The sequence below is a fragment of the Phocaeicola coprocola genome (assembly GCF_041333015.1).
GTDB classification, from domain to species: Bacteria; Bacteroidota; Bacteroidia; order Bacteroidales; family Bacteroidaceae; genus Phocaeicola; species Phocaeicola coprocola.
The window spans coordinates 230,957-255,369 of the sequence record NZ_JBGKGM010000001.1; the positions used below are offsets into that span (position 1 = coordinate 230,957).

A 24,413-nucleotide genomic window follows, 5' to 3' on the forward strand; every position below is an offset into this window, starting at 1 on the left:
AAAAACAAAACACTATAAAGATATGAAAAAAATGATTTTGCTTGTAGCGACACTGCTGGTTGCAGCAAGCGGATACGCCGAAAGTAAAGATTCATTAAAGGTTGAGAATGTAATGAGTGTAGAAAATCCAGAACGGGTAACAATTACAGAATCGGACAACCGTCTTATGGTAGAAATCGACGGAAAGAAAGACAATCCAAGTTTCCGTTATGTCCGCGAAGTAGAAATATCGCCTTCGGATGTTTCGGTCACCAAAGAACGTAGTGGCAACTGGGATTTTAATATTCCATTCAGGAAACGGACACCGGAACAAAGACATAAAAGAAACGAATTTGTAGTCAAAGACTTCAAAATAGGACTTTCTACCGTGCAAGGAGCCCCCGACAACATGGATGTAAGCATGGGCTCATCGTGGGAAATTACAACTCCAACATTCGGCTGGGCTTATTATCCCTGGAATACGGAAACCTCTCTTTCCATCGGACTGGCATGCAGCTGGCGCAATTACCGGATGACCGGCAAACATCGCTTCGTAAAAGATGCTGGAACAGATATGTATATCGACAGCTATCCCGAGGGAGCTGATATTCAGTTTTCACGTATTAAGGTATTCAGCTGGGCAGTACCAGTCATGTTTACTCATGAAACAAGAAACAAGTTCAGTTTCAGCCTGGGCGCAATCGTTAATTTCAATACGCATGCCAGTCTGAAGACACGGTACAAACTGGACGGCCAAGAATACAAACTGACAGACAACAATATCCACCAGACTCCGGTGACCGTTGATCTTCAAGCCTCTATCGGCTACAAGAGTGTAGGATTCTATGTAAAATACAGCCCGTGCAAGGTACTCGATACGGCATACGGTCCCGAGTTTACAGCACTATCTGTAGGGCTTGTTCTGTTCTGACAACTAATGACAAACGAAAAGCCATTCCCGCAACATGCAGGAATGGCTTTTGAGTTTATATACCTTATTATATATAACTCCGATAGATTATGCTTTTACACGACCTACGTAAGAACCATCGCGAGTATCAACTTCGATGATTTCGTCCTGATTGATGAACAAAGGCACACGTACAGTAGCACCAGTTTCAACAGTTGCAGGTTTAGTAGCATTTGTAGCAGTATCACCTTTCAGTCCCGGTTCTGTATAAGTAACCTTCAACTGAACCTTAACCGGCAACTCAGCGAACAAGATAGTTTCAGTAGAAGCATCAGAAACAACGTCTACAACCATTTCTTCTTTCAAGAAGTCAACACCTTCAATCAAATCGTGAGCGATAGGCACTTGTTCGTAAGTTTCCTGATTCATGAAGATATAATCTTCACCTTCTTTATACAAGAACTGGTACGGACGACGTTCTACACGTACATCTTCCAGTTTTTCACCAATGTTGAAACGGCGTTCCAATACATAACCGTCTACAACATCTTTCAGTTTTGTACGCATGAAAGTGTTTCCTTTACCCGGTTTTACATGCAAAAAGTCGATACAGAAATACAACTTTCCATCCATACGGATAGCTGTTCCGATCTTAATGTCTTGAGCATTAATCATAACTAAATCCTTTTATTATATGTTATTATTGATTGTTGCGTAATAAATCCGCCACAAAATTAATCTAAATCATGAAAAAACACAAAAAGATTTGTCTAAAAATGACTTAGCTATTGGTTTATTTAAAAAAAGTCACTAATTTTGCAGCCCGAACGCATAGAATAATAACATAAATAGTATATACGAAAATGAAAAGAACTTACCAACCCTCTAACAGAAAGAGAAGAAACAAACACGGTTTCCGCGAAAGAATGGCTACTGCAAACGGTCGCCGAGTATTGGCTGCACGTCGTGCTAAAGGTCGTAAAAAATTGACTGTATCAGACGAATACAACGGCGTTAAAGCATAAGTACGTTAGACAGAAAGAATTAAGAAGGCCGCAAAATGCTGAGATAGCGTTTTGCGGCTTTTCTTTTCTCAACGCAACTAGGAAAAGAAAAAATTGTATCTTTGCAGAAATTATATAGATAAAAAGTTATGGTAACACTGAAAAACTTCTTTTCATTCAAAAATAACCGTTTTTTCTGGCTCAATATCATTGCAATGATTATCGTCATTGTAGTTGCCGTATTTGGAACTCTCTGGGGACTTGATCTTTATACACACCACGGAGAATCGTATGTAGTGCCTAATGTAAAGAATAAGAATTTAGATCAGGCACAGCTGTTGTTGAACCAACAGTTCATGCAGGGAATCGTTATCGACTCCAATTATGTAAAAGAACTGCCTGCCGGAATTGTACTCGACCAAGCTCCGGCCGGTGGCCTGAGAGTCAAGAAAGGAAGAACCATCTATCTGACAACTAACACAAACGAAGTTCCCAAAATTAAGATACCAGACGTAATAGACAACAGCTCCATGCGCCAGGCAGCTGCCAAGCTGAAAGCAATGGGTTTCAAGCTGACCGAACCAGAAATGGTTGCCGGTGAGCAGGACTGGGTGTATGGTATCAAGTATAGAGGAAGAGCCTTGAAAGCTGGCGACAAAGTGCCAAGTGAAGCTCTGCTTACACTATGTATCGGAAGTACTCAGATGCGTGATTCATTAAGTATGGATTCGCTGAACATGCAGATAGAAATGAACTCTTCTGAAGACGAAGCTCCTACCGTAGATGATTCTTGGTTCTAAGTAAAGATTTAAAAGCTCAAGAAATAAATGGCAGAAGACTATATAAACGAACTGGACGACTCACTGGACGATATAGAGCCGGTAGAACGTACCTCCGAATTATACGAACATTTCCGAGTTGTAGTAGATAAAGGACAGACACCGGTACGTATCGACAAATATTTGTTCGAACGCATTGTCAATGCATCCCGCAACCGCATTCAGACAGCTGCAGATGCAGGCTTTGTGATGGCAAACGGAAAACCGGTAAAAAGCAGCTATAAGGTAAAACCGCTTGATGTGCTGACTGTCATGATGGATCGTCCGCGCTACGAGAACGACATTATCCCGGAAGATATCCCGCTGGACATTGTATACGAAGACAATGACCTGATGGTTATCAATAAACCTGCCGGTCTGGTTGTTCATCCGGGGTGTGGAAACTATCACGGTACATTGGTTAATGCCATTGCCTGGCATTTGCGTGATGTCCCCTCTTATGACCCCAACGACCCGCAGGTAGGACTGGTTCACCGTATCGACAAAGATACTTCGGGCCTTCTGGTAGTAGCCAAGACTCCGGATGCCAAAACCAGTCTGGGCATGCAGTTCTACAATAAAACGACCAAACGTGAATATAATGCCCTGGTATGGGGAATCGTAGAAGAAGATGAAGGTACAATTACCGGAAACATCGGACGTAACCCCAAAGACCGTATGCAAATGGCTGTCATGAGCGATCCGACTCAGGGAAAACATGCAGTTACGCACTATCAGGTACTGGAACGTCTGGGATATGTCACACTTGTGAAATGTGTACTCGAAACCGGACGTACCCACCAGATCCGTGTACACATGAAGCACATCGGACATGTATTGTTCAACGACGAACGTTACGGTGGCCATGAGATTCTGAAAGGCACTCATTTCAGCAAATACAAACAATTCGTAAACAACTGCTTCGACATTTGTCCTCGTCAGGCACTTCATGCCAAGACACTGGGATTTGTTCACCCACGCACAGGCAAAGAGATGTTTTTCACCTCCGAACTTCCTGAAGACATGACTCGTCTGCTGGATAAATGGAGAACTTATATAAGTAACAGAGAAGAATAACAAGCAAATTATGAAACGCATTATCGCTATTGTAGCCGGAGGTGACTCTTCGGAACATGATGTCTCCATGCGCAGTGCAGAAGGCATATACTCTTTTATCGACAAAGATAAGTACACCTTATATATAGTAGAACTTACCAAAGAGAAATGGGAAGCACTGTTGCCCGACGGAAGCCGTGCACAGATTGACAGGAATGATTTCAGCTTCAGTCACGACGGTCAGAAGGTAAAACCTGACTTTGCATACATTACTATCCACGGTACTCCGGGAGAGAACGGTATCCTCCAAGGTTATTTCGAACTGCTAGGCATCCCCTACTCTACGTGCGACGTACTGGTATCGGCCATGACATTCAGTAAATTTACCCTCAATCAGTATCTGAAAGGATTTGGTGTACGCGTAGCTGAATCTATGCTGGTAAATAAACATCATGGAATAAGTAATGAAGATGTTATCGAAAAAATTGGTTTGCCTTGCTTCATCAAACCTAACGCAAGTGGCTCCAGCTTTGGAGTGACCAAAGTAAAAACAGCCGAACAGATACAGCCTGCTTTGGAAAAGGCTTTTGCCGAATCGGACGACGTCATGATAGAGGCTTTCATGGACGGTATCGAACTTGCCAACGGATGTTATAAGACAAAAGATAAATCGGTAGTATTCCCTATTACTGAAGTGGTAAGCAAAAATGAGTTTTTCGATTACAATGCCAAATACAACGGTGAAGTTACAGAAATAACTCCGGCACGTCTTAGTCCTGAACTGACTGACCGTGTACAAAAACTGACTTCGGCAGTCTACGATATTCTGGGTTGCAAAGGTATCGTACGCGTGGATTACATTATCACGGAAGGAGAAAAAATCAACATGCTGGAAATCAATACAACTCCTGGAATGACAGCAACCAGCTTCATCCCTCAGCAGGTTCGTGCAGCAGGTATCGATATCAAAGAGGTTATGACAGATATTATCGAAGATTCGTTTCAGAAATAACGAGAAATTACGTATATTTGAATTGTGACTGAAAAAATAAGAAAACATGAACATACCTGCCGAATTTGACGACATTCGTCCCTATTCACCCGAAGAACTTCCACAAGTATTCGAGGAATTGCTAGCCGACCCCTCGTTCCAGGCAGTGCTCACCAATGTCATTCCCGGTATTCCTATCGAGATGCTTGCCGCACAGCTGCACCGGTGCAAGACTAACCTGGATGTACAGAAGACATTTTTCTACAGCTTGCTTCACGGAATCATAGATAAGCACAGCGACGGATTTGACATGGATACATCATCATTGGATGACAAGCACAGAAATTATACGTTCATTTCAAACCATCGTGATATCGTACTCGATCCTGGTTTCTTGTCTGTCGGGCTAATAGATAATAATTTCCCTACAACAGTGGAAATTGCTATCGGAGACAACCTGCTGATTTATCCATGGATCAAGAAGCTGGTGCGCGTAAATAAGTCATTCATTGTGCAACGTGCCTTATCGATGCGTCAGATGCTGGAATCATCGGCCCGAATGTCACGCTATATTCATTTTGCTGTGACTGAAAAAAAGGAGAACGTATGGATTGCACAGCGGGAAGGAAGAGCTAAAGATTCCAACGACCGCACACAAGACAGCGTACTGAAAATGCTTGCCATGGCAGGTGAGGGAAATATCATAGACAGACTGAAAGAACTGAATATCGTTCCTACCAGTCTATCTTATGAATACGATCCGTGTGACTATCTGAAAGCCCAGGAAATGCAGCAGAAACGAGACATTGAAGGCTTCAAGAAAAGTCAGCAAGACGACTTGAACAATATGCAGACCGGTATATTCGGCTATAAAGGTAAAGTACACTTCCAGACAGGTCCTTGTATCAACGATGAGCTGGAAGCTTTACGCGGATTGCCTAAAACAGAAGTCTTCTCAAAAATATCTGAACTAATCGACCTGCATATTCACCGTAATTACCGGATATACCCGGGAAATTATGTGGCCTGTGATTTGCTGGAAGGAAAAAATACTTTTGCCGGTCAATATACGGAAGAGGATAAGGTCCGCTTCGAAACTTACTTGCAGAAAAAATTGGATATGATTCAGTTACCTGACAAGGATGAAGCCTTCCTGCGCCGTTGCATGCTGACTATGTATGCCAACCCGGCACTCAACCATCAGAAAGCTCTGAAAGTATGAAACAAGTGATAGTAATGGCTCTTCTTTTTTGCATCTTTCTTTGTGAAGGATGCAAGGAAGAAGACTATGTATATCCCAGTGTGGTAACTGAATTTATCGGTGCACAGACAAACAATGATGGAACAATTTCACAACTAGTAGCCGACGACGGGACTATATACTCAGTATTGCAACGCGACGACCTTGGAGGGTTAGTTGCCGATACGCTTTACCGTACTATATCTATTTACGAACCTATCACACAAGAAAATGGCAAGGGAAATGTTGCCCAATTATATTCATGCCAACTTGTACTGTCGGTAAATCCACTTCCAGCATCCGATTTTAAAGGTAATATAAAAACAGATTCTGTAGATATACAAAGCATATGGCTATCAGGAGAATATCTGAATATGATACTGCTTGTACAATATAAGGAGCTGAGTCATTTATACCATTTCGTTGATGAAGGAATTACCTCGGACCAAAGTGGAACACAAACACTGAATCTACGTCTATTTCACGATAGAAACAATGATTACGAAGCTTTTACCAAACAAGTATATCTGTCAGTTCCACTAAAAAATTATCTCCAGTTACTACGGAAAGGAGATAAAATCCGTTTCAACCTCAATACATACAAAGAAGGAGAAACTTATCGAGAATTTGATTATCAATAAGAACAAACAATAAGCACTATGATAAAGAGTATTTACTTTATGTTTTTTGTATGTGCCTGCCTGTTCGGATTATTTGCATGCAGTGCAAAGGCGCAAGACAAATTCAAGAATCTGTCTTCTGATGATTTCGAAAAACTTATACAAGATGAAAACATACAGAGAGTAGACGTACGTACCGTAGCCGAATACAGTCAGGGGCATATTCCCGGAAGTCTGAACATTAATGTATTGGATGATAAATTTTCGGCAGAAGCAGATGAACTTCTCGACAAAGAGCGTCCGGTTGCCGTATATTGTAAAAGTGGAAGAAGAAGCCGCAATGCAGCACGTCTACTGACTCAAAAAGGATTTAAAGTTTACAACCTGGATAAAGGGTTTGATAACTGGAAAGAATCTGGTAAAGATATCGAATTATAATAAATCAAGGAGAATATTCTATTTCTCATGAAGATGAATGTATAATCCATACATGAAGCTTCATCCATAATGAAATAAGCCTGCCATATCCGTTTGTGGAATGACAGGCTTATTTTATAGTCTCTTGCTATCCGAAATTTACCCTTACAAAACTCGAGTTTCGGAACAACATTTTATAAATGCAACCTTATTTCAGTTCTTGAAGCATACGCTTCAATACAACTGTTGCTGAGATTTCACGGTTAGCAGCTTCTGGAATCACCAATGAAGTAGGAGCTTCTATCACATCATCTGTCACGATCATATTACGACGTACAGGCAAGCAATGCATGAAGAAAGCATTATTTGTAGCAGCCATATGAGCCGTATCTACTGTCCAACTCATATCCTTACTCAAAATCTTACCATAATCAGCAGGATTAGTTACTCCCGGACATGCCCAGTTCTTGGCATAAATAAAGTCAGCTCCTTCGAATGCTTTCATCTGATCATATTCCACATGTGCTCCACGCACAAACTTCGGGTCAAGCTCATATCCTTCGGGATGGGTAATTACAAAATCCACATCAGCTTCATTCATAAAATCGGCAAATGAATTAGGAACGGCCTGAGGCAGTGCACGAGGATGAGGAGCCCAGGTAAGAACAACTTTCGGACGCTCCTTCTTTTTATATTCTTCAATAGTTATCAAATCAGCAAAAGCCTGAAGCGGGTGTCCAGTTGCGGCTTCCATCGAAAATACCGGCTTACCGGAATATTGGATAAACTGATTCAATATTTTTTCAGTATAATCGTCTTCTCTGCTTTCGAAACGTGCAAATGAACGTACACCGATAATATCACAATAAGATGCCATTACAGGAATAGCTTCAAGCAGATGTTCACTCTTGTCGCCATCCATTATTACCCCACGTTCCGTTTCAAGCTTCCAGGCTCCCTGGTTCACATCGAGTACAATTACATCCATACCTAAATTACGTGCTGCTTTTTGAGTACTAAGGCGAGTACGCAAACTGTTGTTAAAGAAAATCAGCAAACAAGTACGATGTTTACCCAGTGATTCATATTTATAACGGTCTTTCTTTATTTCGAAAGCTTCAGAAAGGGCAGTCTTCAAATCGCCCAGATCGAATACATTAGTATAAGTTCTCATACGACTTACTGTATATAAATTAATAATAGCATGGCAAATATACTATAAAAATACAACAAAATAGTATTTCAGCCAGAAATATTGCAAAAATATTCTATTTACGTATCTGTCCATTACCTTCAATCAACCACTTATAGGTAGTTATTTCTCTCAATCCCATCGGTCCTCTTGCATGTAATTTTTGCGTACTTATACCGATTTCTGCTCCTAATCCAAACTGCGCACCATCTGTAAATGAGGTTGGTGCATTGGTATATACACAGGCCGCATCTACCATGCAGGCAAAATAAGAAGCAGCCTGCTGATCTTCTGCAACAATACATTCACTATGCTTTGAACTGTATGTATAAATATGCGAGAGGGCCTCATCTATATCAGCGACTGTACGGACAGCCATTTTATAATCCAAGAATTCTTTTCCAAAACTTTCGGGGGTAGCACGGCAAAGCAGTTCAGCAGGGTAATTTCCACACAAAGCTTCATAAGCCAATTCATCTGCATAAATTATTACATGGCTATTTTGCAGGGGTGCACAAAGAGCCGGCAAATCGGATAAGCGGGAAGCATGAATTAACAAGCAGTCGAGTGCATTGCATACACTCACCCGACGGGTTTTCGCATTATTAATAATTGCTGTACCTTTTACTATATCACCTGAAGCATCGAAATAAGTATGACAAACTCCAGCTCCAGTTTCTATTACAGGAACAGTTGCCTCACGACGTACATACTCAATAAGCCCACTGCTTCCTCGAGGAATAATCAAATCGACCAATCCTTCGGCATGAAGCAATTCGGTTGTAGCCTCACGACCAGCAGGAAGCAGTTCGACGATATGAGTGTCAACACCAAACCGTTCAAGCACTTCATGTATCACCTTAACAATCGCCCTATTCGAACAATCGGCATCACTTCCTCCTTTCAACACACAAGCATTTCCACTTTTAAAGCAAAGCGAAAATACATCAAAGCTAACGTTAGGACGTGCTTCATAGATGATACCGATAACTCCGAAAGGAACACTTATCTTTTTTAAGTGTAATCCATTAGGACGAACACTTTCTTCCAAGATCCGTCCCAAAGGAGATGGTAAAGCTGCAACATTTCGCATATCGGCAGCAATAGTCTCCAGGCGTTCTTTTGTCAGTTTCAGACGGTCATATTTCGGATTCGCAACATCCATACGACCTAAATCTTCCACATTCGCTTTTAAGATATCTTCACAATGCTCCATTGCTGCATCTGCTACAGCAAGCAGTATTTCATTTATTTGCTTCTCATCCAACAAAGCCAGCCGAGATGAGGCCTTACGTACATCGTGTAAAACAGCTTCTATATTCATATGACTATTTGACTATACAACATTATGATTTCATGCAAAAATATCATTATTTCTATGACTTGTACTCTTTTTCTGTTTTTTATATGAAGATATTACGAAAACTTTCTTATCTTTGGATAAACATACAGAGAGTATCAATCCTTTTTATTAACCACCAAAACAACAAGCTATGGAAACTAAAACGTACGGATCATTAATTGAAGTTTTCAGAGGCAGCCTCTGGGAAGCAGAATTAGTAAAAGGTTTGTTAGAATCAGCCGGAGTGTCAGCTATGCTGAAGGATGAAACATTATCAGCTGTTACTTCTCCTTATTCAGGAACAGGAGGGCAGGTACTGGTAATGGTTAATAAGGAGGAAGAAGTTTATGCTAAAAAAGTAGTATCAGAAAGAAAAGTATGAAAAGAAGGATCTTCACAGCTATGGCTGTTCTAGCTTTTTCTGCATTCGGAATGAATGCGCAAACATTACAATCGACAACATGGAAGGCCTACGGGATCAGTTTTAAAGCTCCCGCAGGCTTTAATGTAGAGGATGATTCAGAAGAGGGATATATCATCAGTACCCCTACTTATTACATTACAGTGCAATTACTGGAAGGAGAAGGCATAAAACGTTCGGAACTATCTCAGGAATTGAAAAACATTGCTTCCGACGATGAAGTCACAAACCAGACTCCTGTAACCACTTTTGAATTACCTCAATTTTACGGTGCACAATTAAAAGGCAATTGTGAAACCGAACAATGTATATATTCGTATCTGCTCACAAAAGACGGAAGTAGCGGATTCTATGTATCCATAACCTATACAGACAAACAAGATAATACACCTGAGAATATTTTGAAAAGCTTTTCCCTTGAAGAATAAGATGTCTATTGGGGCAACATAAGAAATTATATAACATGATGAATCTAACCATATCAACACACACTCCTGTTCGTTTCTCAATAATTATTATGCTTTTGGCAACTTGTTTACCTATAGGTATCACGCCAATTGCTGCCCAAGGATTCTTTTCGACCACAGCCTTGACATATAGTTGTCAGGATATACCCCAAAGCATCATGTTTTGTGGAGAAAATATTGATCTGACCCGATTTGACAGACGAGAACGAATTGATCGCGAGCTTTTGGCTTTTACGTATATGCACAGCACTTCTATACAGATGATTAAAAGAGCCAATCGCTACTTCCCGATTGTAGAATCTATCCTTCAAGAAAATGGTATTCCAGATGACTTTAAATACTTGATGTCTATAGAAAGTAACAATAATCCATTGGCACGTTCCGGAGCCGGAGCCGCAGGGTTATGGCAGTTTATGCCGGGAACCGGTCGTGAATTTGGTCTGGAAGTAGGACATAGTGTAGACGAACGTTATCATGTAGAGAAATCAACGCGTGCCGCATGTAAATATCTGAAACAGGCTTACGCTCGCTTTGGCAATTGGGTTAGTGTAGCTGCATCATATAATGCCGGACAGGGGCGTATCTCACGCGAACTGGAACGCCAATATGAGGAAGATGCACTCGATCTTCAGCTCGTAGAAGAAACAGCGCGTTATGTTTATCGTATTCTTGCTGCAAAAATTATGTTTTCCAACCCGCAGAAATTCGGCTTCCGGCTGCGTGCGTGTGATTTATATCCCATCATCCCATATCACGAGATTAAAGTAGAAGAAAGTATAGATGACTTACCTCGGTTTGCTAAAGGCAGAGGCATTACTTATTCACTTTTGAGGAATATGAATCCATGGATACGTAGCAGTTCACTTCCGGTACATGGAAAAAATGTATATTACATTCGTATACCAGACAAAGAAGGTATGCATTATAATCCGCGTATTATCATCCCGCACGATCCTCGCTGGGTAATAAAAGACGAGTAAAGGTTAACAGTCCTCATATAAAAAGCAGAAATAAATTCTACTTTGTGAGAATGAATATCTAACTGCAAGAAAATTACTTTTCTATCATAAAAAGAGCCATATCATTCCTCCGCAATGGAGTTTTTGATATGGCTCTTTCATTATAATCTCCGTAGTTAGTAACTTTTCAGGGAAGTCAACTCAGCTTTAATGATAGAAAATGCAACATCACCATTCAATCTCTTTCAGCCCTTTACTCTTCAAATATTCATTAGCCTTGCTAAAATGTTTACAGCCAAAGAAGCCATAATCAGCAGACCGGGGAGATGGATGAACTGTCATCAAAATGCAATGCTTGGAAGCATCAATCAGAGAAGCTTTCGATTTTGCATAACTTCCCCACAACATAAATACCAAATTTTCACGTTCGTCACTTAACTTTTTAATAACTGCGTCCGTAAAGATTTCCCATCCTCTATTCCGGTGAGAGCCTGTGTGATGCGCTCTGACAGTAAGTACAGAATTCATAGAGAAAACTCCCTGCTCTACCCACCTGTCTAAATTTCCGGATTCAGGTATCGGCTTTCCTAAATCCTGATGAATTTCTTTAAAGATATTCATTAGCGATGCTGGAATAGCCGTCCCTTCCGGTACAGAAAAACAAACTCCATAATATTGTCCAGGGGTTGGATAAGGATCCTGCCCTAAGATTACAACTTTTACTTTTTCAAACGGACAAACATTGAACATATGAAAAATCTGCGAACCGTGAGGCAATACATGCTCATGTGCATACTCGCTCCTTACAAAATCAGTCAGCTGCCGAAAATAAGGCTTATCAAATTCTTCTTGCAAACGCTTACGCCAACTTTCTTCTATTTTGACATTCATGTTTATCGTTTAAATTTTATATTCAGTCTACCGTTGCGGAATATCAACTGAGGTTTCACTTTTTCCTTTTAAATGTTCTGAGAAAAAGTCTACCAAACGCCAATAAAAATATTCATTCATATCTCCAAATCCGTGACGCTGTCCGGGAAGCAAGAGCATATCAAAACGTTTGTTAGCACGAATCAAAGCATCAACGACACGAATCGTATTTGCCGGATGAACATTATTATCAATATCTCCGTGTACCAACATAAGATGTCCCTTCAATTGCTTCACGATTTCCGGATTAGTAGCAATCTTATATGCAAATGTAGTATCACCCTTTTCTGAAATTTCCTCTTTCACCCCATGATGCGTTTCACTCCACCAACGGTTATAAATACGGTTATCATGGTTTCCCGCACACGAAACAGCAGCCTTATAAAAGTCGGGATACTGACAAATAGCCGCTGTCGACATGAAGCCTCCTCCTGAATGTCCATGAATACCTACTCGGTCAATGTCAATAAACTTATAGCGTGCCGCAAGTTGTTCCACAGCAGCCTTATGATCAGCTAGTGGATAGTCACGCATATTTCCATATCCATAGTTATGATACCATTTCGAACGACTGGGATGTCCACCTCTCTGTCCTACGGAAATGACAATAAACCCAGCCTGTGCCAGACGGTCAGTACGTACACTCATACGAGTAAACGGATAATAAACAGCTTCTACCTGAGGTCCCGGATAAACATAATCGATAATAGGATATACTTTCGTCGAATCAAAATCATAAGGTTTATACATTACTCCATACAAGTCGGTCACACCATCGGCAGCCTTCACTGTAAAGAGTTCCGGGAACTGATAACCAGCTGCCTTCAATTGAGAGAAATCGCTTTCCTGAATTGTCATTACCTTATTTCCATTCCGGTCTATCAAATCAGCGCATGGAACAGTATTGACCCGTGAATAATTATCAACAATGAAGCGAGCATCATCATCAACCTCTACCTGATGGAAGAAATCACCTTTGGTCAGTTGTTTCAAGCTACTTCCATCAGCATTCACCTTATATAAATGTTCGTAATATGGATTTTCTCCGTTTTCACGTCCGTTAGCAACAAAATAAATAGTACGGGTAGCCTCATCTATCTTCACAACGCGCTCTACATGCCAGGGACCTTTCGTTATACGATTTTTCAAATTGCCCCGATCATCATATAAATAAAGATGAGCCCATCCGTCGCGTTCACTCCACTGTACAAACTCCTTTCCACCATTCAATACATAAATCGGACGAGTTTCCTGATAAGTATTCATACGTTCCTTTACAACTGGAACAATAGAATCCTGTCCGATGGTATACGTACAGACATCAATACGATGCAAGTCACGGCTACTCCGCGTCAGGAAGAAACGAGTATTATCTCCCTGCCATACAGGAGAAATAAACTCTGCATCACGCTGCTTTTGCTCATACGGACGTGCTTCCAAGCCTAAGCTCTGGTTTTTCCAGGCTGACACCTTTATTTCCTGACGAGTATTGTTCACCATATCAAATACATACAAATGCTCTTCGGGAGCTTCCATCTCTCCAGGCATCTGATAGCGATAAGTTTCGAGTGTAGGACGAGGCTGAGCAACAGAATTGATAACCCAAAGATCTTTGACTTTACGGTCATCAGATACAATAGTTACAAAATGCTTTGAATCGGGCGACCAATATCCCCATACACCTCGAGGTTTACCGTTACAAAGTGTATCCGTATTCAATATACTGTACGGAATGCCGTAGCCAAAATGTTCTGTTCCATCTTTTGTCAACTGAATTTCTACAATTGTGCTGTCTTTTTCATCTTTCTGCGCCTTCCGGTAATCTTCCATGCTCATACGGAATAAATTGCAGTCTTTAGCATAGACAACAGTCTTTCCATCGGGAGAAACAGAAGCCCACGAAAGCTTTTTCGGTTCTTTTGCCTCTTCTGTCAGCTGAGTGAGTTTACGTGTCGGATAGTCATACGAAAAATAAAAGACTTTTTTCTCCAGTTTCTTCTTTTCGCCTTTTGCTGGCTTTACCTCTTGAGAAGACTTAACCTCGAAAGTAAATGTCCGTCCGTCTTCTTTCGCTTTCAGATTACGAATCGGCAAATGACGAGCCTCGAACGGATCGTGTACAATTTCTGTCAACTGAGAAGCTAGTTCGTCACGATCGAACAATTGCTTTTTTGTTCTTGAATTCGGGTCTACAACAAACCAGAATGTACCTTCACTGGTTTTATATTCGAACCAAAAACTATTTCCCTGCTGAAACCAATGCGGATCAACCGTAGTCGAGAAAAGCATTGTATTCAGTTTACTTTGGGTAAACTTCTCTGCCTGCAAATATTCAGGCAATCTTTCCTGTGCGGACAACGCCGTAGCACATAGGCACATACCGCCCCAAAACAAAACACTAAAAATTGATTTCCTCATAACTTTCAATATACAATTCAGGCACTGATTATATCCGTTTTTCTTGATAAAAAGCGGAATAAACAGTGCCTTTACCTATTTATAAATCAGAATAAAAATCTCAGTACATCATTGAAGTTTGCCCAAATCAGTAAAGCAAAGAGCAAGAACATTCCCACCATCTGAGCATACTCCAGAAATTTGTCGCTTGGCTTACGACGAGCGATAATTTCGTATAGCAAGAACAATACATGACCGCCATCGAGTGCCGGAATCGGCAGGATATTCATAAACGCCAAAATAATAGAAAGGAAAGCTGTCATTTCCCAAAAACGCTGCCAATCCCAAACCTTAGGGAAGATACTTCCAATGGTTCCGAATCCTCCTACACTCTTGGCACCTTCTTTAGTAAAGACATACTTCATATCGTTTACATAGCCTTTCAAGGTGTTTATTCCTAAAGTTACTCCGGCAGGGAATGACTCGAAGAATCCGTAACTTAAATTGGTTTCCTTATAGCTTACCAGTCCACCTACTGCATCTACCATAAACTGTTCATTGGTCTGAACGGTTACCGTATCTCTCACACCTTGACGCGAATAGACTAGTGAGAAGGATGCAGAGGTCTTCTTTTCTAATTCAGCCTTAGAACGAAGCTTGCCCATTTCATCCATAAATTCATTCCAAGAATTCAATGGAGTACCATTAAAAGCAAGCAGTGAATCACCTTTCTGAATGCCCGCTTTAGCAAATCTTCCACCAGCCAATACAGAGTCGACTATATTCGGACGGAAAGTTGCCACAAACATCGGATCTTCTTTTGCAACATCAAGCAAGCTCAACTCAGGCATCAGAATTTTTTTCTCTTCACCATTGCGAAGTACTGTAACCTCACGAGCTTCTACAATGTCACGAAGCATATCCATATCAAAGCGAACCAGTTCCTTATCGTCTGCACTCTTCAGAATATCTCCATCACGGAATCCAATCTGCTGAGCTGTTTCATTGAACTTCATACCATAGGTCATGTCTTTCAAGGCGATGTAAGAATCTCCCCATGTATAAAGAATCATCGAATAGATAAACAAGGCCAGCAGGAAGTTCATCAATACACCTCCCACCATCACCAGCAATCGCTGCCATGCCGGTTTGGAGCGGAACTCCCAAGGCTGAGCAGGCTGTTTCATTTGCTCGGTATCCATTGATTCATCAATCATACCCGAGATCTTACAATATCCCCCTAGCGGCAACCATCCTACTCCATATTCCGTATCACTGTTCTTTGGCTTAAACTTAAACAGTGAAAACCAAGGATCAAAAAAGATATAAAACTTCTCTACTCGTATTTTAAAAAGACGCGCAAAGAAAAAGTGTCCTCCTTCATGTATAATCACCAGCAACGACAAGCTGAGAATAAGCTGAAGGGCACGAATCAAAAATGTTTCCATCTAAAGTCTACTTTTCTATTTTGTAATGTTAATATATTCTGTTACTTCATTCCATTTATTACCATCTCAGCTGCAATACGACGTGTTTCTGCATCAGTCGAAACATAATCTTCGTAAGTAGGTGCAGCAATGAAAGGAACACGCTGCATCGTTTTTTCTATTACATCACTCATACCTAAGAATGATATTTGGTCTTTCAAGAACGATGCAACAACAACTTCATTTGCAGCATTGACAATGCAAGGCATATTACCACCCTGATGCAAAGCTTCATAAGCTAAAGCTAAATTGCGGAAGCGTTTGGTATCCGGAGCCTCAAAAGTCAAGCTGTTACATTTCATAAAGTCCAAACGGTCGAAAGACGAACGTATGCGCTGAGGATATGAAAATGCATATTGTATAGGCAGGCGCATATCAGGAACTCCCAATTGAGCTTTCACTGCACCATCTTCAAACTCAACCATCGAATGTATCACAGATTGAGGATGAACAACGACTTCTATCTGTTCTGGGCGTACACCAAACAACCATTTTGCCTCTATTACTTCAAACCCCTTATTCATCATCGAAGCAGAGTCGATTGTGATTTTCGCTCCCATGCTCCAGTTGGGATGCTTTAATGCCTGTTCCTTTGTGACCGTCTGCAACTGCTCCATCGTAAACGTACGGAACGGACCTCCTGAAGCGGTGAGAATAATCTTTTCCAACGGATTATTCATTTCCAGACATTGGAATATCGCCGAATGCTCTGAATCGACAGGTAATATAGGAGTATGATACTCGTTTGCCAAAGCATTGATCAGCTCACCAGCAACAACCATTGTTTCCTTATTTGCAAGTGCGATAATCTTTCCGGCACGAATCGCGCTCATCGTCGGACGCAATCCGGCATATCCAATCATAGCCGTCAACACAATATCTATCGGCTGTGACTCTACAACCTGGCAAATAGCATCTGCTCCGGCATAGACTTTTATAGGCAAATCAGACAATGCTTCCTTCAGCTGCAAATATTTGTCTTCGTTAGCAATAACAACAGCTTCAGGACGAAACTTCCGTGCCTGTTCGATAAGCAAATCGACTTTATTATTAGCAGTCAACACATAAGCTTCATATAAATCGGGATGTTCCTCTATCACTTGTAAAGCCTGCGTCCCGATAGAACCAGTAGAACCTAATATTGCTATTTGTTTCTTCATAATTAAAATACCACGTACTTTTCTGGATTAATAGGATTTCCCTTATGCCATAATTCAAAATGCAGATGAGGCTGATTATCTTCTGTTTCCGACTGTCCTATTAAAGCAATCACCTCTCCACCTTTGACTTTTTCACCCTCGTGTTTCATCAGTGAACCACAATGTTTATATACAGAAATAAAATTCTGCGGATGCTGTATCTGTATTACATACCCCCACTCTGCCGTATAAGCAGACATGATAACAGTACCATCGAGGGTAGCAAGAATACTTTCATTAGGACTTGCTGTCAAATCAATCCCGAAATGACGCTTCTCCGGACTAAATCCCGCAGACATCACACCACGCAACGGGCGGTAAAATATCAATCCCGCAGCATCGCGCACATCAGTTACAGCTGTCAGATTATATCTTTCTTTTTCTTCATACTGCTTACGGAACTCCTCTTCTTCTTTAGAGCGCTCCATCAGTTTTTCAGCACGAAGATCGGTCAGCGAATCAATAGACTGAACCGTATCTGCCTTAACTTGTCCACTCAAGATATCCTGAATATTCATCACATAACGGCTCTGGCGTTCAAGAGCAGCCTGTAGTGAATCTGCCCGTAAGGCATTGGCAACGATCTGAGAACGGACTTCACTGTTCATATATCCGGGAAGATAGTTTCGCAGCGGAGTAAAAGCAATAATGGCAGCTGCTATCAGAAAAATTACTGTACATACTGACAACAGCACAGACAAGCCGTTCAACTTAGACACATGAATGCCCACTACCTCTTCCAAGGTATTTTCATTGATAATAGTCAGTTTATATTTAAACTTAATATTATGCCAAAAAGCTTTACGACCTTTTCTTGTCTTTCTCATTATCTTATGTTTATTCCAACAATCCGTCCGGTATATCTACTTTCAGAACTCTGTTCTCTCTATCCAAATCGATAATAAATTCCTCGTGGGCAGGAAGCAAAAGTTCGTCACCGTCTTTTTCTATGACAAACAAAACATTCATCGTAGAGTCATCAACGGCAACAATTTCCCCCAAACAGCCATGATGAATATCCTCAACCTGGAATCCCGTAAAGAAATTCCAAGAAGTAATTTCATCTTGCTCATCCATGTATTTTTTAGGGAAATAAACCTCCACATTAGTCAGCATCCGTGCGCGTTCGGCAGTTTCAATTCCTTCAAATTTTACCAAAGCTACATCATCCGAACGGAAACGATATTCTTCTATAAAAAACGGAACCAAGATGCCATCCAGCAACAATACCAGATAATCGCACTCTACACGATCGAAAATATCATCGTTGAATGTAAAAGAAACTTCTCCTTTAATACCGTGAGGTTTGTTTATCACCCCGATTTTATATACTTCTTCTTTCTTAATCATAAACTTACTCTATTCGGGTAATACGAGCACCTAAAGCTGTCAAACGCTGTTCTATATTTTGATAGCCTCTGTCTATCTGCTCTATATTATGAATACGGCTGATGCCTTCTGCACTCAGCGCAGCTATTAACAATGCGATTCCTGCACGTATGTCAGGCGAAGTCATATTGCCTCCTCTTAAACGGAAGTTATGATCATGTCCGATGACAACTGCACGATGAGGATCACAAAGAATGATCTGTGCACCCATGTCAATCAACTTATCGACAAAGAACAGACGGCTTTCAAACATTTTCTGATGAATCAATACGCTTCCTTTAGCCTGAGTAGCTACCACGAGCATCACACTCAACAAGTCGGGAGTCAGTCCCGGCCAGGGAGCATCAGCTATTGTCATAATCGATCCGTCGATAAAGGATTCAATCTCATAATGATCCTGTTGAGGTACAAATATATCATCACCTCGCTGTTCCAGACGGATACCCAAGCGGCGGAAGCTATCAGGAATGATTCCCAGATTTTCGTAAGATACATTTTTGATAGTGACCTCACTGGATGTCATGGCTGCCATTCCGATAAAGCTTCCCACTTCAATCATATCTGGCAATACATGGTGCGTACATCCTTTGAGACTTTTCACACCTTCGATAGTCAGCAAATTGGAAGCAATACCTGTAATCTTGGCTCCCATGCTATTCAGCATCTTACATAACTGCTGCAAATAAGGTTCGCATGCAGCATTATAAATCGTAGTTTTTCCTTCAGCCAGTACAGCCGCCATAATAATATTTGCCGTACCTGTTACAGAAGCCTCATCAAGCAACATATACGTTCCTTTCAAGTGGCTGGCAGTTATTTTAAAAACGCCATTCACTGCATCGTAGTTGAACGAAGCTCCCAGTTTCTGAATTCCCAGAAAGTGAGTATCCAAACGGCGGCGACCTATTTTATCTCCTCCCGGCTTGGCAATCATAGCTTGTCCAAAACGAGCAACCAAAGGACCTACCAGCATGACAGAGCCACGCAAACGCGAGCAACGAGTAAGGAACTCTTCACTTTCCAAATAAGCAAGATTTACATCATCCGCCTTAAACGAATATGTATCTACACTCTTTTTAGAAACCTTTACTCCCATGTCACGAAGCAACTGAATCAAATTATTCACATCCAGAATATTCGGAATATTACTGATTGTTACTTCTTCGTCTGTCAATAATGTGGCACAAACCACCTGCAACACTTCATTTTTTGCACCCTGAGGAGCAATTTCCCCATGCAGTTTGTGTCCGCCTTCTATTACAAATGATGCCATAGTACCGGTTATTTAAGATTAATATTTTCTTTTTTGCTGATTATTGTTTACCTGACGACGACGAGGGGTAAACGTACGCTGTTCTGTCAAATGAAAATCTTCTGCCGACAACTTAATCTTGCCTCCTGACAGTTCACACAAGTCATCCAGAATTTTCTGATCTTCCACACCATCCTTATTCCAATTCTGGTAATCTTTTTTCATATGATTAGCAATCAGTTTCAACAGCTGCTTCTTTTCCTCGCCTTCCTCGTAATCAATCGCAATTTTAATCATATCCTGAACAAAGCGTCCATAATGACGATAACGGATATTATTCTGAGAATAAGGAATCTGTTCAGGTTTTACTTCCAGACTTTCTTTTTTTACAATATCCACCGGATAATCAATATCCAACTTGAAATCAGCCATAATGGCCAGATGATCCCAAAGCTTATGCTTGAAATCTTCTACATCACGCAAATGCGGAAACATACCTCCCATTATATTAACAATGGTATTGGCACATCGCTGCCGCTCTTCACGATTTTCAATTGTCAGGGCATGGTCTACCATGTTTTGCACACTTCTTCCATACTCAGGAAGTGGTAATTTTCGTTGCTGGGTATTATATTCCATATATATTATCGCAAATTCTTCGTTTTTAGATTCTTACAAAAGTTTCTTCGGAGTAGAAGCGACAAACTCTTTCAAATAGAAAGGTTCAAAATAAGCCACATCCTTGAAGTCTTCCTTTGCCATTGCTTTTTCGGCAAGAGGGAACATCCATTTAGCCAGCGGATGAATATTTTCGATAAAATGTGCATTAGGATGAGTTATTTTTTCACGACACTTGGCAGCTCCGTTTCCAAAGAAATAAACCGGATGTTCTGCCAAAAACCCGGCATAGGAATTTTCATCAATAATATCAGCTCCAATTTCACGCTTTACATTCAAAGCACGATCGTATATAGCTGCATATACTTCCATACGGCGGGCATCTATCATCGGACACAACAATGCATCTTCCGGCAAATCTTCGAACAATAGAACAGGAACAGCCATTACTTCCGGAGTAGGAATTCCAATCAGCGGAATATTACGTCCGTAACAAATTCCTTTTGCCATAGACACACCAATACGAAGCCCTGTATACGAACCCGGACCACAACTTACGGCTACAGCATCCAATGGTATGGCATGATTGTCTATAAAAGATAAAGCCTCATCCACAAAAACACCTAATACGACAGCATGTGACGGACCCTTAAAGTCCTCTTTCGAAAAGATAGAAGTTCCATCCTGACTTACAGAAACAGAACATACCTCCGTTGAAGTTTCAATATGTAAAATGCACGACATAAATTAATTCCTTATTATATAGAGTGCAAATATACACTTTTATTTGCACTCACTTCTCATTAAACCAGTGTTTTTTAGGACCTGTTAGCAAAACGCCCTATTCTCAAATTTTCACCAGCACATTTTATGCAAGTTCTACAACATTTACTAAAGTTTCCCACCCCCAATAAAGAGGGTGGGAAGTAACAATAATTCAAATTTTCTTCGTAAATTAGAGGTGCTCAATCGACTGATTTACAATGGAAAACAAGAATACTGTTATAGATGCAAAAATAGGTAATTTGAACGAACTTACCAAGGTTTTATCCGTTAAAGAACAAGCCCAAGAGCAACTTTTAGCCGTCATGAAGGCATTGGGAATCGGTAAAATCGTTCGGAATCTCAAATTCGAGAAGGCTCAAGGCTATACCTTGGCCTCCCTCTTCATCTCGCTCCTCATCATGCGCCTGTGGGGAAAGACGATTGCAAGTGCCACTTCCAATCATTTTCATGGACTTTGCGCCGTGTCAAAGAACACGCTGTATCGCGCACTTTTGAACGCCCGCATCGACTGGCGAATGCTTCTTACCAAAATTACCCTTCGCTTCCATGCCATTCTCCGGGAGCATCAGGTGGATACCGACGAGCATGACACTTGTGCCATCCTTGATGATACAACCTTTCAGAAGAGCGGCATTCGAATCGAAGGAGTCAGCAAGGTGTTCGACCATGTCACCCACAATTTCATTTATGGAATGAAATGCCTGACACCGGCTCTCTCTGACGGGAAAAGCTGCTATCCCATAGACTTCTCCCTTCATCGTGAAAAAGGAAAGAAGAAGGATTACGGCTTGACCTTAAAACAGCGGAAGGAGCAGTTCAAGGAAAAGCGGAACGCAAAAAATCCGGACTATGCACGCAAGGCGGAATGTGATGAGAGCAGGCTCGAAATGGTCAGACGCATGCTCTGTCATGCCGTGGGGCATGGTATCAACTTCAAGTATGTGCTTGCTGACAGTTGGTTTACATGCGAATCGCTCATACAGGCAGTCCGCGAGCTATGCGGTGGTTCAGTGCACTATATTGGTTTGGCCAAGATGAACCCCAAGTTGCGTTATCAGACAAGCAAGTCCAAACGTCCCCAAAACATCCATGAACAGATTGTAAGGTATGAACGTACAACTTCATGCTATTGCCGAAAGTACAAGTGAAAATACATTCAGCTTCATGCAAAACCGGGCGAACAGCCCATACGCATCTTCATCATCAAATACGGGCGAAGCACCCATTGGAAAGTGTTGCTTACTACAGATACTTCCATGAACTTCGTCAGAGCCTTTGAACTTTACGAAAGACGCTGGGGCATAGAGGTCATATTCAAGGAATGCCGCGGTTATCTTGGACTGGGAAAATGTCAGAGTCGGAGCTACAACGCTCAGATTGCAGAAACCACCTTGTGTTTCATGATGTATCAGATGCTCTCCTTGGCCAAACGCTTTTCAGAATACGAAACCCTGGGAGCACTATTCCGCTCGGAGCGTGACCGGCTGCAAGTGCTCACCCTGTGGAGCAGAACTTTGGAAGAAGTCAGGCATCTGTTGGAAGTTTTGTCGCGTGAAGCAGGAGTGGATCTGTTGACATGCCTATCAACTGTAGCCGCACGGCAAATGGCAGACTTCTCCACAAAGGTCTGGGCACATTTTCTGTGCGATTCGGACGATTATGCCATGCCCGATTTGGACTAAACATTTTTTAGGCGTGCGTTAAATCGTTCGGAAAACATTTGGTTTTTAGACCACCCACCGAAGGGAGCTATTACTCAAATAGCTGATATGAGGGGGTGGGAAACTTCAGTTTTATATTTAACCTGCCAACGTAATCAGGGGGTAAATCAGAAGCTGACAGCTAAATTCAGTATGCAGCAAAACATCAGCATATTTTTTAAAAACATCAGCATGTTTTTAGACAAAATATCAGCATCTTTTTTACGCAGCTCTGCGAAGTCTTCAGTCTGTCAGAGAAAAAGCTTCTCTCTACTTTCCGGATTCACAGCTTTTTCCTACCTTTGCACGATAAAAAAACAGAATATTATGATACAATCAATGACCGGATACGGCAAAGCAACTGCCACATTCGGAGATAAAAAAATCAACGTAGAAATAAAATCATTGAACAGTAAGGCAATGGACTTGTCTACACGCATTGCCCCACTGTATCGTGAAAAAGAAATGGAAATCCGCAACCTTATTACCAAAACGTTGGAACGAGGAAAAGTGGACTTCAGCATATGGATTGAGAAAGATGCGGCCGAAACGGCTACTCCCATCAATGCTGCACTGGTAGAGAATTACTATAATCAGATAAAGACAATCTCGGACAACTGTCACATTCCTGTTCCCGAAGACTGGTTTGCAACTTTGCTCCGCATGCCGGACGTACTGACTCGCGTAGATATTCAAGAGCTGTCAGACGAAGAATGGGAAGTTGCAAGCAAAGCTATAGAAGAAGCATTGCAGCATTTGGTTGATTTCCGGAAACAGGAAGGAGCTGCACTGGAAAAGAAATTTACCGAAAAGGTAGACAATATAGAACGCCTGCTCAAATCAATCGAACCTTTCGAAAAAGAGCGTGTGGCAAAAATACGCGAGCGTATCACCGATGCCTTGGAAAAGACCATCAGTGTAGACTATGACAAAAACCGTCTGGAACAGGAACTGATATACTATATCGAAAAACTGGATATCAACGAAGAAAAGCAACGTCTTGCCAACCACTTGAAATATTTCCGCGAAACAATGGCTGGTGGACACGGGCAAGGTAAGAAGCTGGGATTCATCGCTCAGGAAATGGGTCGTGAAATCAATACAACAGGCAGCAAGTCAAATCATGCCGAAATGCAAAACATCGTAGTCCAGATGAAAGATGAACTGGAACAAATCAAAGAACAAGTTTTAAATGTAATGTAATATTAACAAGCTGAAGGGCGAAAGAAGAGGAAATCA

Annotated in this window: 26 protein-coding genes; 14 read left to right on the forward strand and 12 right to left on the reverse strand. The window is 41.3% G+C overall.

The window, feature by feature from the left end:
* Positions 1-22 precede the first annotated feature (22 nt).
* The gene (locus ACDG22_RS00850) at positions 23-910 is read left to right on the forward strand and encodes a hypothetical protein (RefSeq protein WP_007571224.1); all 888 of its coding nucleotides are present in this window, start codon (positions 23-25) and stop codon (positions 908-910) included.
* A gap of 87 nt (positions 911-997) precedes the next feature.
* Here ACDG22_RS00850 and efp read toward each other — a convergent pair whose 3' ends face one another.
* Complete coding sequence (efp, locus tag ACDG22_RS00855; RefSeq protein ID WP_007571225.1) at positions 998-1,564, reverse strand: elongation factor P; 567 nt, start codon at positions 1,562-1,564, stop codon at positions 998-1,000.
* 188 nt (positions 1,565-1,752) lie between these two features.
* Here efp and rpmH point away from each other — a divergent pair, with 188 nt between their 5' ends.
* From rpmH to ACDG22_RS00890, 7 genes are all read left to right on the forward strand, one after another.
* A complete protein-coding gene (rpmH, locus tag ACDG22_RS00860) occupies positions 1,753-1,914 on the forward strand; it encodes a 50S ribosomal protein L34 (RefSeq protein ID WP_007571228.1) in 162 nt (53 codons plus the stop codon).
* A gap of 128 nt (positions 1,915-2,042) precedes the next feature.
* Complete coding sequence (locus ACDG22_RS00865; RefSeq protein WP_007571231.1) at positions 2,043-2,693, forward strand: PASTA domain-containing protein; 651 nt, start codon at positions 2,043-2,045, stop codon at positions 2,691-2,693.
* A gap of 27 nt (positions 2,694-2,720) precedes the next feature.
* Complete coding sequence (locus ACDG22_RS00870) at positions 2,721-3,788, forward strand: RluA family pseudouridine synthase (RefSeq protein ID WP_007571233.1); 1,068 nt, start codon at positions 2,721-2,723, stop codon at positions 3,786-3,788.
* A 10-nt stretch (positions 3,789-3,798) separates the two neighbouring features.
* On the forward strand, positions 3,799-4,779 hold the full coding sequence (locus ACDG22_RS00875; protein WP_007571235.1) for a D-alanine--D-alanine ligase: 981 nt from the start codon (positions 3,799-3,801) through the stop codon (positions 4,777-4,779).
* Between the two features lie 46 nt (positions 4,780-4,825).
* Positions 4,826-5,980 (forward strand): 1-acyl-sn-glycerol-3-phosphate acyltransferase, encoded by a 1,155-nt coding sequence (locus ACDG22_RS00880; protein ID WP_177593129.1) that lies wholly within the window; start codon positions 4,826-4,828, stop codon positions 5,978-5,980.
* Positions 5,977-6,639 carry a NigD1/NigD2 family lipoprotein gene (locus ACDG22_RS00885; protein WP_007571239.1) on the forward strand — a complete coding sequence of 221 codons (663 nt, stop codon included), beginning with the start codon at positions 5,977-5,979 and terminating at the stop codon, positions 6,637-6,639. Before ACDG22_RS00880 ends, ACDG22_RS00885 begins: the two co-directional genes overlap by 4 nt.
* 18 nt (positions 6,640-6,657) lie before the next feature.
* The gene (locus ACDG22_RS00890) at positions 6,658-7,056 is read left to right on the forward strand and encodes a rhodanese-like domain-containing protein (RefSeq protein WP_007571241.1); all 399 of its coding nucleotides are present in this window, start codon (positions 6,658-6,660) and stop codon (positions 7,054-7,056) included.
* Between the two features lie 187 nt (positions 7,057-7,243).
* On the opposite strand, the gene ACDG22_RS00895 is transcribed toward ACDG22_RS00890, so the two are convergent.
* Complete coding sequence (locus ACDG22_RS00895; RefSeq protein ID WP_007571244.1) at positions 7,244-8,209, reverse strand: Rossmann-fold NAD(P)-binding domain-containing protein; 966 nt, start codon at positions 8,207-8,209, stop codon at positions 7,244-7,246.
* Positions 8,210-8,303: 94 nt separating this feature from the next.
* Positions 8,304-9,551, reverse strand: a complete 1,248-nt coding sequence (locus ACDG22_RS00900) for a glutamate-5-semialdehyde dehydrogenase (protein ID WP_022125940.1) — start codon at positions 9,549-9,551, stop codon at positions 8,304-8,306.
* Between the two features lie 169 nt (positions 9,552-9,720).
* Between ACDG22_RS00900 and ACDG22_RS00905 the strand changes: the two genes are divergently transcribed.
* Genes ACDG22_RS00905 through ACDG22_RS00915 form a run of 3 tightly spaced genes read left to right on the forward strand, consistent with a single transcriptional unit; the run spans position 9,721 to position 11,437 of the window.
* A complete protein-coding gene (locus tag ACDG22_RS00905; protein ID WP_007571249.1) occupies positions 9,721-9,951 on the forward strand; it encodes a DUF2007-related protein in 231 nt (76 codons plus the stop codon).
* A complete protein-coding gene (locus tag ACDG22_RS00910; RefSeq protein ID WP_007571250.1) occupies positions 9,948-10,418 on the forward strand; it encodes an amidohydrolase family protein in 471 nt (156 codons plus the stop codon). The genes ACDG22_RS00905 and ACDG22_RS00910 overlap by 4 nt, the downstream gene beginning before the upstream one ends.
* A 35-nt stretch (positions 10,419-10,453) precedes the next feature.
* On the forward strand, positions 10,454-11,437 hold the full coding sequence (locus ACDG22_RS00915; RefSeq protein WP_227994692.1) for a lytic transglycosylase domain-containing protein: 984 nt from the start codon (positions 10,454-10,456) through the stop codon (positions 11,435-11,437).
* Between the two features lie 207 nt (positions 11,438-11,644).
* Here the strand turns inward: ACDG22_RS00915 and ung are convergent, their stop codons facing one another.
* The 9 genes from ung to tsaB form a co-directional block, all read right to left on the reverse strand.
* Positions 11,645-12,307: a uracil-DNA glycosylase gene (gene ung / locus ACDG22_RS00920; RefSeq protein WP_270230513.1), complete on the reverse strand. Its 663-nt coding sequence runs from the start codon at positions 12,305-12,307 to the stop codon at positions 11,645-11,647.
* Positions 12,308-12,334: 27 nt separating this feature from the next.
* A complete protein-coding gene (locus tag ACDG22_RS00925; RefSeq protein WP_270668840.1) occupies positions 12,335-14,764 on the reverse strand; it encodes a S9 family peptidase in 2,430 nt (809 codons plus the stop codon).
* 86 nt (positions 14,765-14,850) lie between these two features.
* Positions 14,851-16,191: an RIP metalloprotease RseP gene (gene rseP / locus ACDG22_RS00930; RefSeq protein WP_007571254.1), complete on the reverse strand. Its 1,341-nt coding sequence runs from the start codon at positions 16,189-16,191 to the stop codon at positions 14,851-14,853.
* 41 nt (positions 16,192-16,232) lie between these two features.
* Positions 16,233-17,390, reverse strand: coding sequence for a 1-deoxy-D-xylulose-5-phosphate reductoisomerase (dxr, locus tag ACDG22_RS00935; protein ID WP_177593134.1), 1,158 nt, complete (start codon positions 17,388-17,390; stop codon positions 16,233-16,235).
* 2 nt (positions 17,391-17,392) lie between these two features.
* Positions 17,393-18,256, reverse strand: a complete 864-nt coding sequence (locus tag ACDG22_RS00940; RefSeq protein WP_007571257.1) for a M23 family metallopeptidase — start codon at positions 18,254-18,256, stop codon at positions 17,393-17,395.
* 10 nt (positions 18,257-18,266) lie between these two features.
* Complete coding sequence (gene rimM / locus ACDG22_RS00945) at positions 18,267-18,779, reverse strand: ribosome maturation factor RimM (protein ID WP_022125934.1); 513 nt, start codon at positions 18,777-18,779, stop codon at positions 18,267-18,269.
* A 4-nt stretch (positions 18,780-18,783) separates the two neighbouring features.
* The gene (gene murA, locus ACDG22_RS00950; protein ID WP_177593135.1) at positions 18,784-20,091 is read right to left on the reverse strand and encodes a UDP-N-acetylglucosamine 1-carboxyvinyltransferase; all 1,308 of its coding nucleotides are present in this window, start codon (positions 20,089-20,091) and stop codon (positions 18,784-18,786) included.
* Positions 20,092-20,109: 18 nt separating this feature from the next.
* On the reverse strand, positions 20,110-20,709 hold the full coding sequence (locus ACDG22_RS00955; RefSeq protein ID WP_270230511.1) for a DUF4290 domain-containing protein: 600 nt from the start codon (positions 20,707-20,709) through the stop codon (positions 20,110-20,112).
* A 33-nt stretch (positions 20,710-20,742) separates the two neighbouring features.
* A complete protein-coding gene (gene tsaB, locus ACDG22_RS00960) occupies positions 20,743-21,432 on the reverse strand; it encodes a tRNA (adenosine(37)-N6)-threonylcarbamoyltransferase complex dimerization subunit type 1 TsaB (protein ID WP_270212277.1) in 690 nt (229 codons plus the stop codon).
* A 239-nt stretch (positions 21,433-21,671) separates the two neighbouring features.
* Here tsaB and ACDG22_RS00965 point away from each other — a divergent pair, with 239 nt between their 5' ends.
* The 3 genes from ACDG22_RS00965 (at position 21,672) to ACDG22_RS00975 (ending at position 24,377) form a co-directional block, all read left to right on the forward strand.
* Positions 21,672-22,622: a transposase gene (locus ACDG22_RS00965; RefSeq protein WP_007571267.1), complete on the forward strand. Its 951-nt coding sequence runs from the start codon at positions 21,672-21,674 to the stop codon at positions 22,620-22,622.
* 54 nt (positions 22,623-22,676) lie between these two features.
* The gene (locus ACDG22_RS00970) at positions 22,677-23,156 is read left to right on the forward strand and encodes a transposase (RefSeq protein WP_227994781.1); all 480 of its coding nucleotides are present in this window, start codon (positions 22,677-22,679) and stop codon (positions 23,154-23,156) included.
* A gap of 345 nt (positions 23,157-23,501) precedes the next feature.
* Entirely contained in the window at positions 23,502-24,377 is an 876-nt protein-coding gene (locus tag ACDG22_RS00975; RefSeq protein WP_007571271.1) for a YicC/YloC family endoribonuclease, read from the forward strand.
* Positions 24,378-24,413: the final 36 nt, after the last annotated feature.

Excerpts from the sequence above, each read along its gene's own strand:
- ACDG22_RS00975 (WP_007571271.1), top strand. The coding sequence starts at position 23,502 with ATGATACAATCAATGACCGGATACGGCAAAGCAACTGCCACATTCGGA.
- ACDG22_RS00905 (WP_007571249.1), top strand. The coding sequence starts at position 9,721 with ATGGAAACTAAAACGTACGGATCATTAATTGAAGTTTTCAGAGGCAGC.
- ACDG22_RS00870 (WP_007571233.1), top strand. The coding sequence starts at position 2,721 with ATGGCAGAAGACTATATAAACGAACTGGACGACTCACTGGACGATATA.
- ACDG22_RS00955 (WP_270230511.1), bottom strand. The coding sequence starts at position 20,709 with ATGGAATATAATACCCAGCAACGAAAATTACCACTTCCTGAGTATGGA.
- rseP (WP_007571254.1), bottom strand. The coding sequence starts at position 16,191 with ATGGAAACATTTTTGATTCGTGCCCTTCAGCTTATTCTCAGCTTGTCG.
- ACDG22_RS00915 (WP_227994692.1), top strand. The coding sequence starts at position 10,454 with ATGATGAATCTAACCATATCAACACACACTCCTGTTCGTTTCTCAATA.
- ACDG22_RS00895 (WP_007571244.1), bottom strand. The coding sequence starts at position 8,209 with ATGAGAACTTATACTAATGTATTCGATCTGGGCGATTTGAAGACTGCC.
- ACDG22_RS00890 (WP_007571241.1), top strand. The coding sequence starts at position 6,658 with ATGATAAAGAGTATTTACTTTATGTTTTTTGTATGTGCCTGCCTGTTC.
- ACDG22_RS00940 (WP_007571257.1), bottom strand. The coding sequence starts at position 18,256 with ATGAGAAAGACAAGAAAAGGTCGTAAAGCTTTTTGGCATAATATTAAG.
- rpmH (WP_007571228.1), top strand. The coding sequence starts at position 1,753 with ATGAAAAGAACTTACCAACCCTCTAACAGAAAGAGAAGAAACAAACAC.
- ACDG22_RS00875 (WP_007571235.1), top strand. The coding sequence starts at position 3,799 with ATGAAACGCATTATCGCTATTGTAGCCGGAGGTGACTCTTCGGAACAT.
- dxr (WP_177593134.1), bottom strand. The coding sequence starts at position 17,390 with ATGAAGAAACAAATAGCAATATTAGGTTCTACTGGTTCTATCGGGACG.
- ung (WP_270230513.1), bottom strand. The coding sequence starts at position 12,307 with ATGAATGTCAAAATAGAAGAAAGTTGGCGTAAGCGTTTGCAAGAAGAA.
- rimM (WP_022125934.1), bottom strand. The coding sequence starts at position 18,779 with ATGATTAAGAAAGAAGAAGTATATAAAATCGGGGTGATAAACAAACCT.
- ACDG22_RS00865 (WP_007571231.1), top strand. The coding sequence starts at position 2,043 with ATGGTAACACTGAAAAACTTCTTTTCATTCAAAAATAACCGTTTTTTC.
- ACDG22_RS00965 (WP_007571267.1), top strand. The coding sequence starts at position 21,672 with ATGGAAAACAAGAATACTGTTATAGATGCAAAAATAGGTAATTTGAAC.
- ACDG22_RS00910 (WP_007571250.1), top strand. The coding sequence starts at position 9,948 with ATGAAAAGAAGGATCTTCACAGCTATGGCTGTTCTAGCTTTTTCTGCA.
- murA (WP_177593135.1), bottom strand. The coding sequence starts at position 20,091 with ATGGCATCATTTGTAATAGAAGGCGGACACAAACTGCATGGGGAAATT.
- tsaB (WP_270212277.1), bottom strand. The coding sequence starts at position 21,432 with ATGTCGTGCATTTTACATATTGAAACTTCAACGGAGGTATGTTCTGTT.
- ACDG22_RS00900 (WP_022125940.1), bottom strand. The coding sequence starts at position 9,551 with ATGAATATAGAAGCTGTTTTACACGATGTACGTAAGGCCTCATCTCGG.
- ACDG22_RS00880 (WP_177593129.1), top strand. The coding sequence starts at position 4,826 with ATGAACATACCTGCCGAATTTGACGACATTCGTCCCTATTCACCCGAA.
- ACDG22_RS00885 (WP_007571239.1), top strand. The coding sequence starts at position 5,977 with ATGAAACAAGTGATAGTAATGGCTCTTCTTTTTTGCATCTTTCTTTGT.
- efp (WP_007571225.1), bottom strand. The coding sequence starts at position 1,564 with ATGATTAATGCTCAAGACATTAAGATCGGAACAGCTATCCGTATGGAT.
- ACDG22_RS00850 (WP_007571224.1), top strand. The coding sequence starts at position 23 with ATGAAAAAAATGATTTTGCTTGTAGCGACACTGCTGGTTGCAGCAAGC.
- ACDG22_RS00925 (WP_270668840.1), bottom strand. The coding sequence starts at position 14,764 with ATGAGGAAATCAATTTTTAGTGTTTTGTTTTGGGGCGGTATGTGCCTA.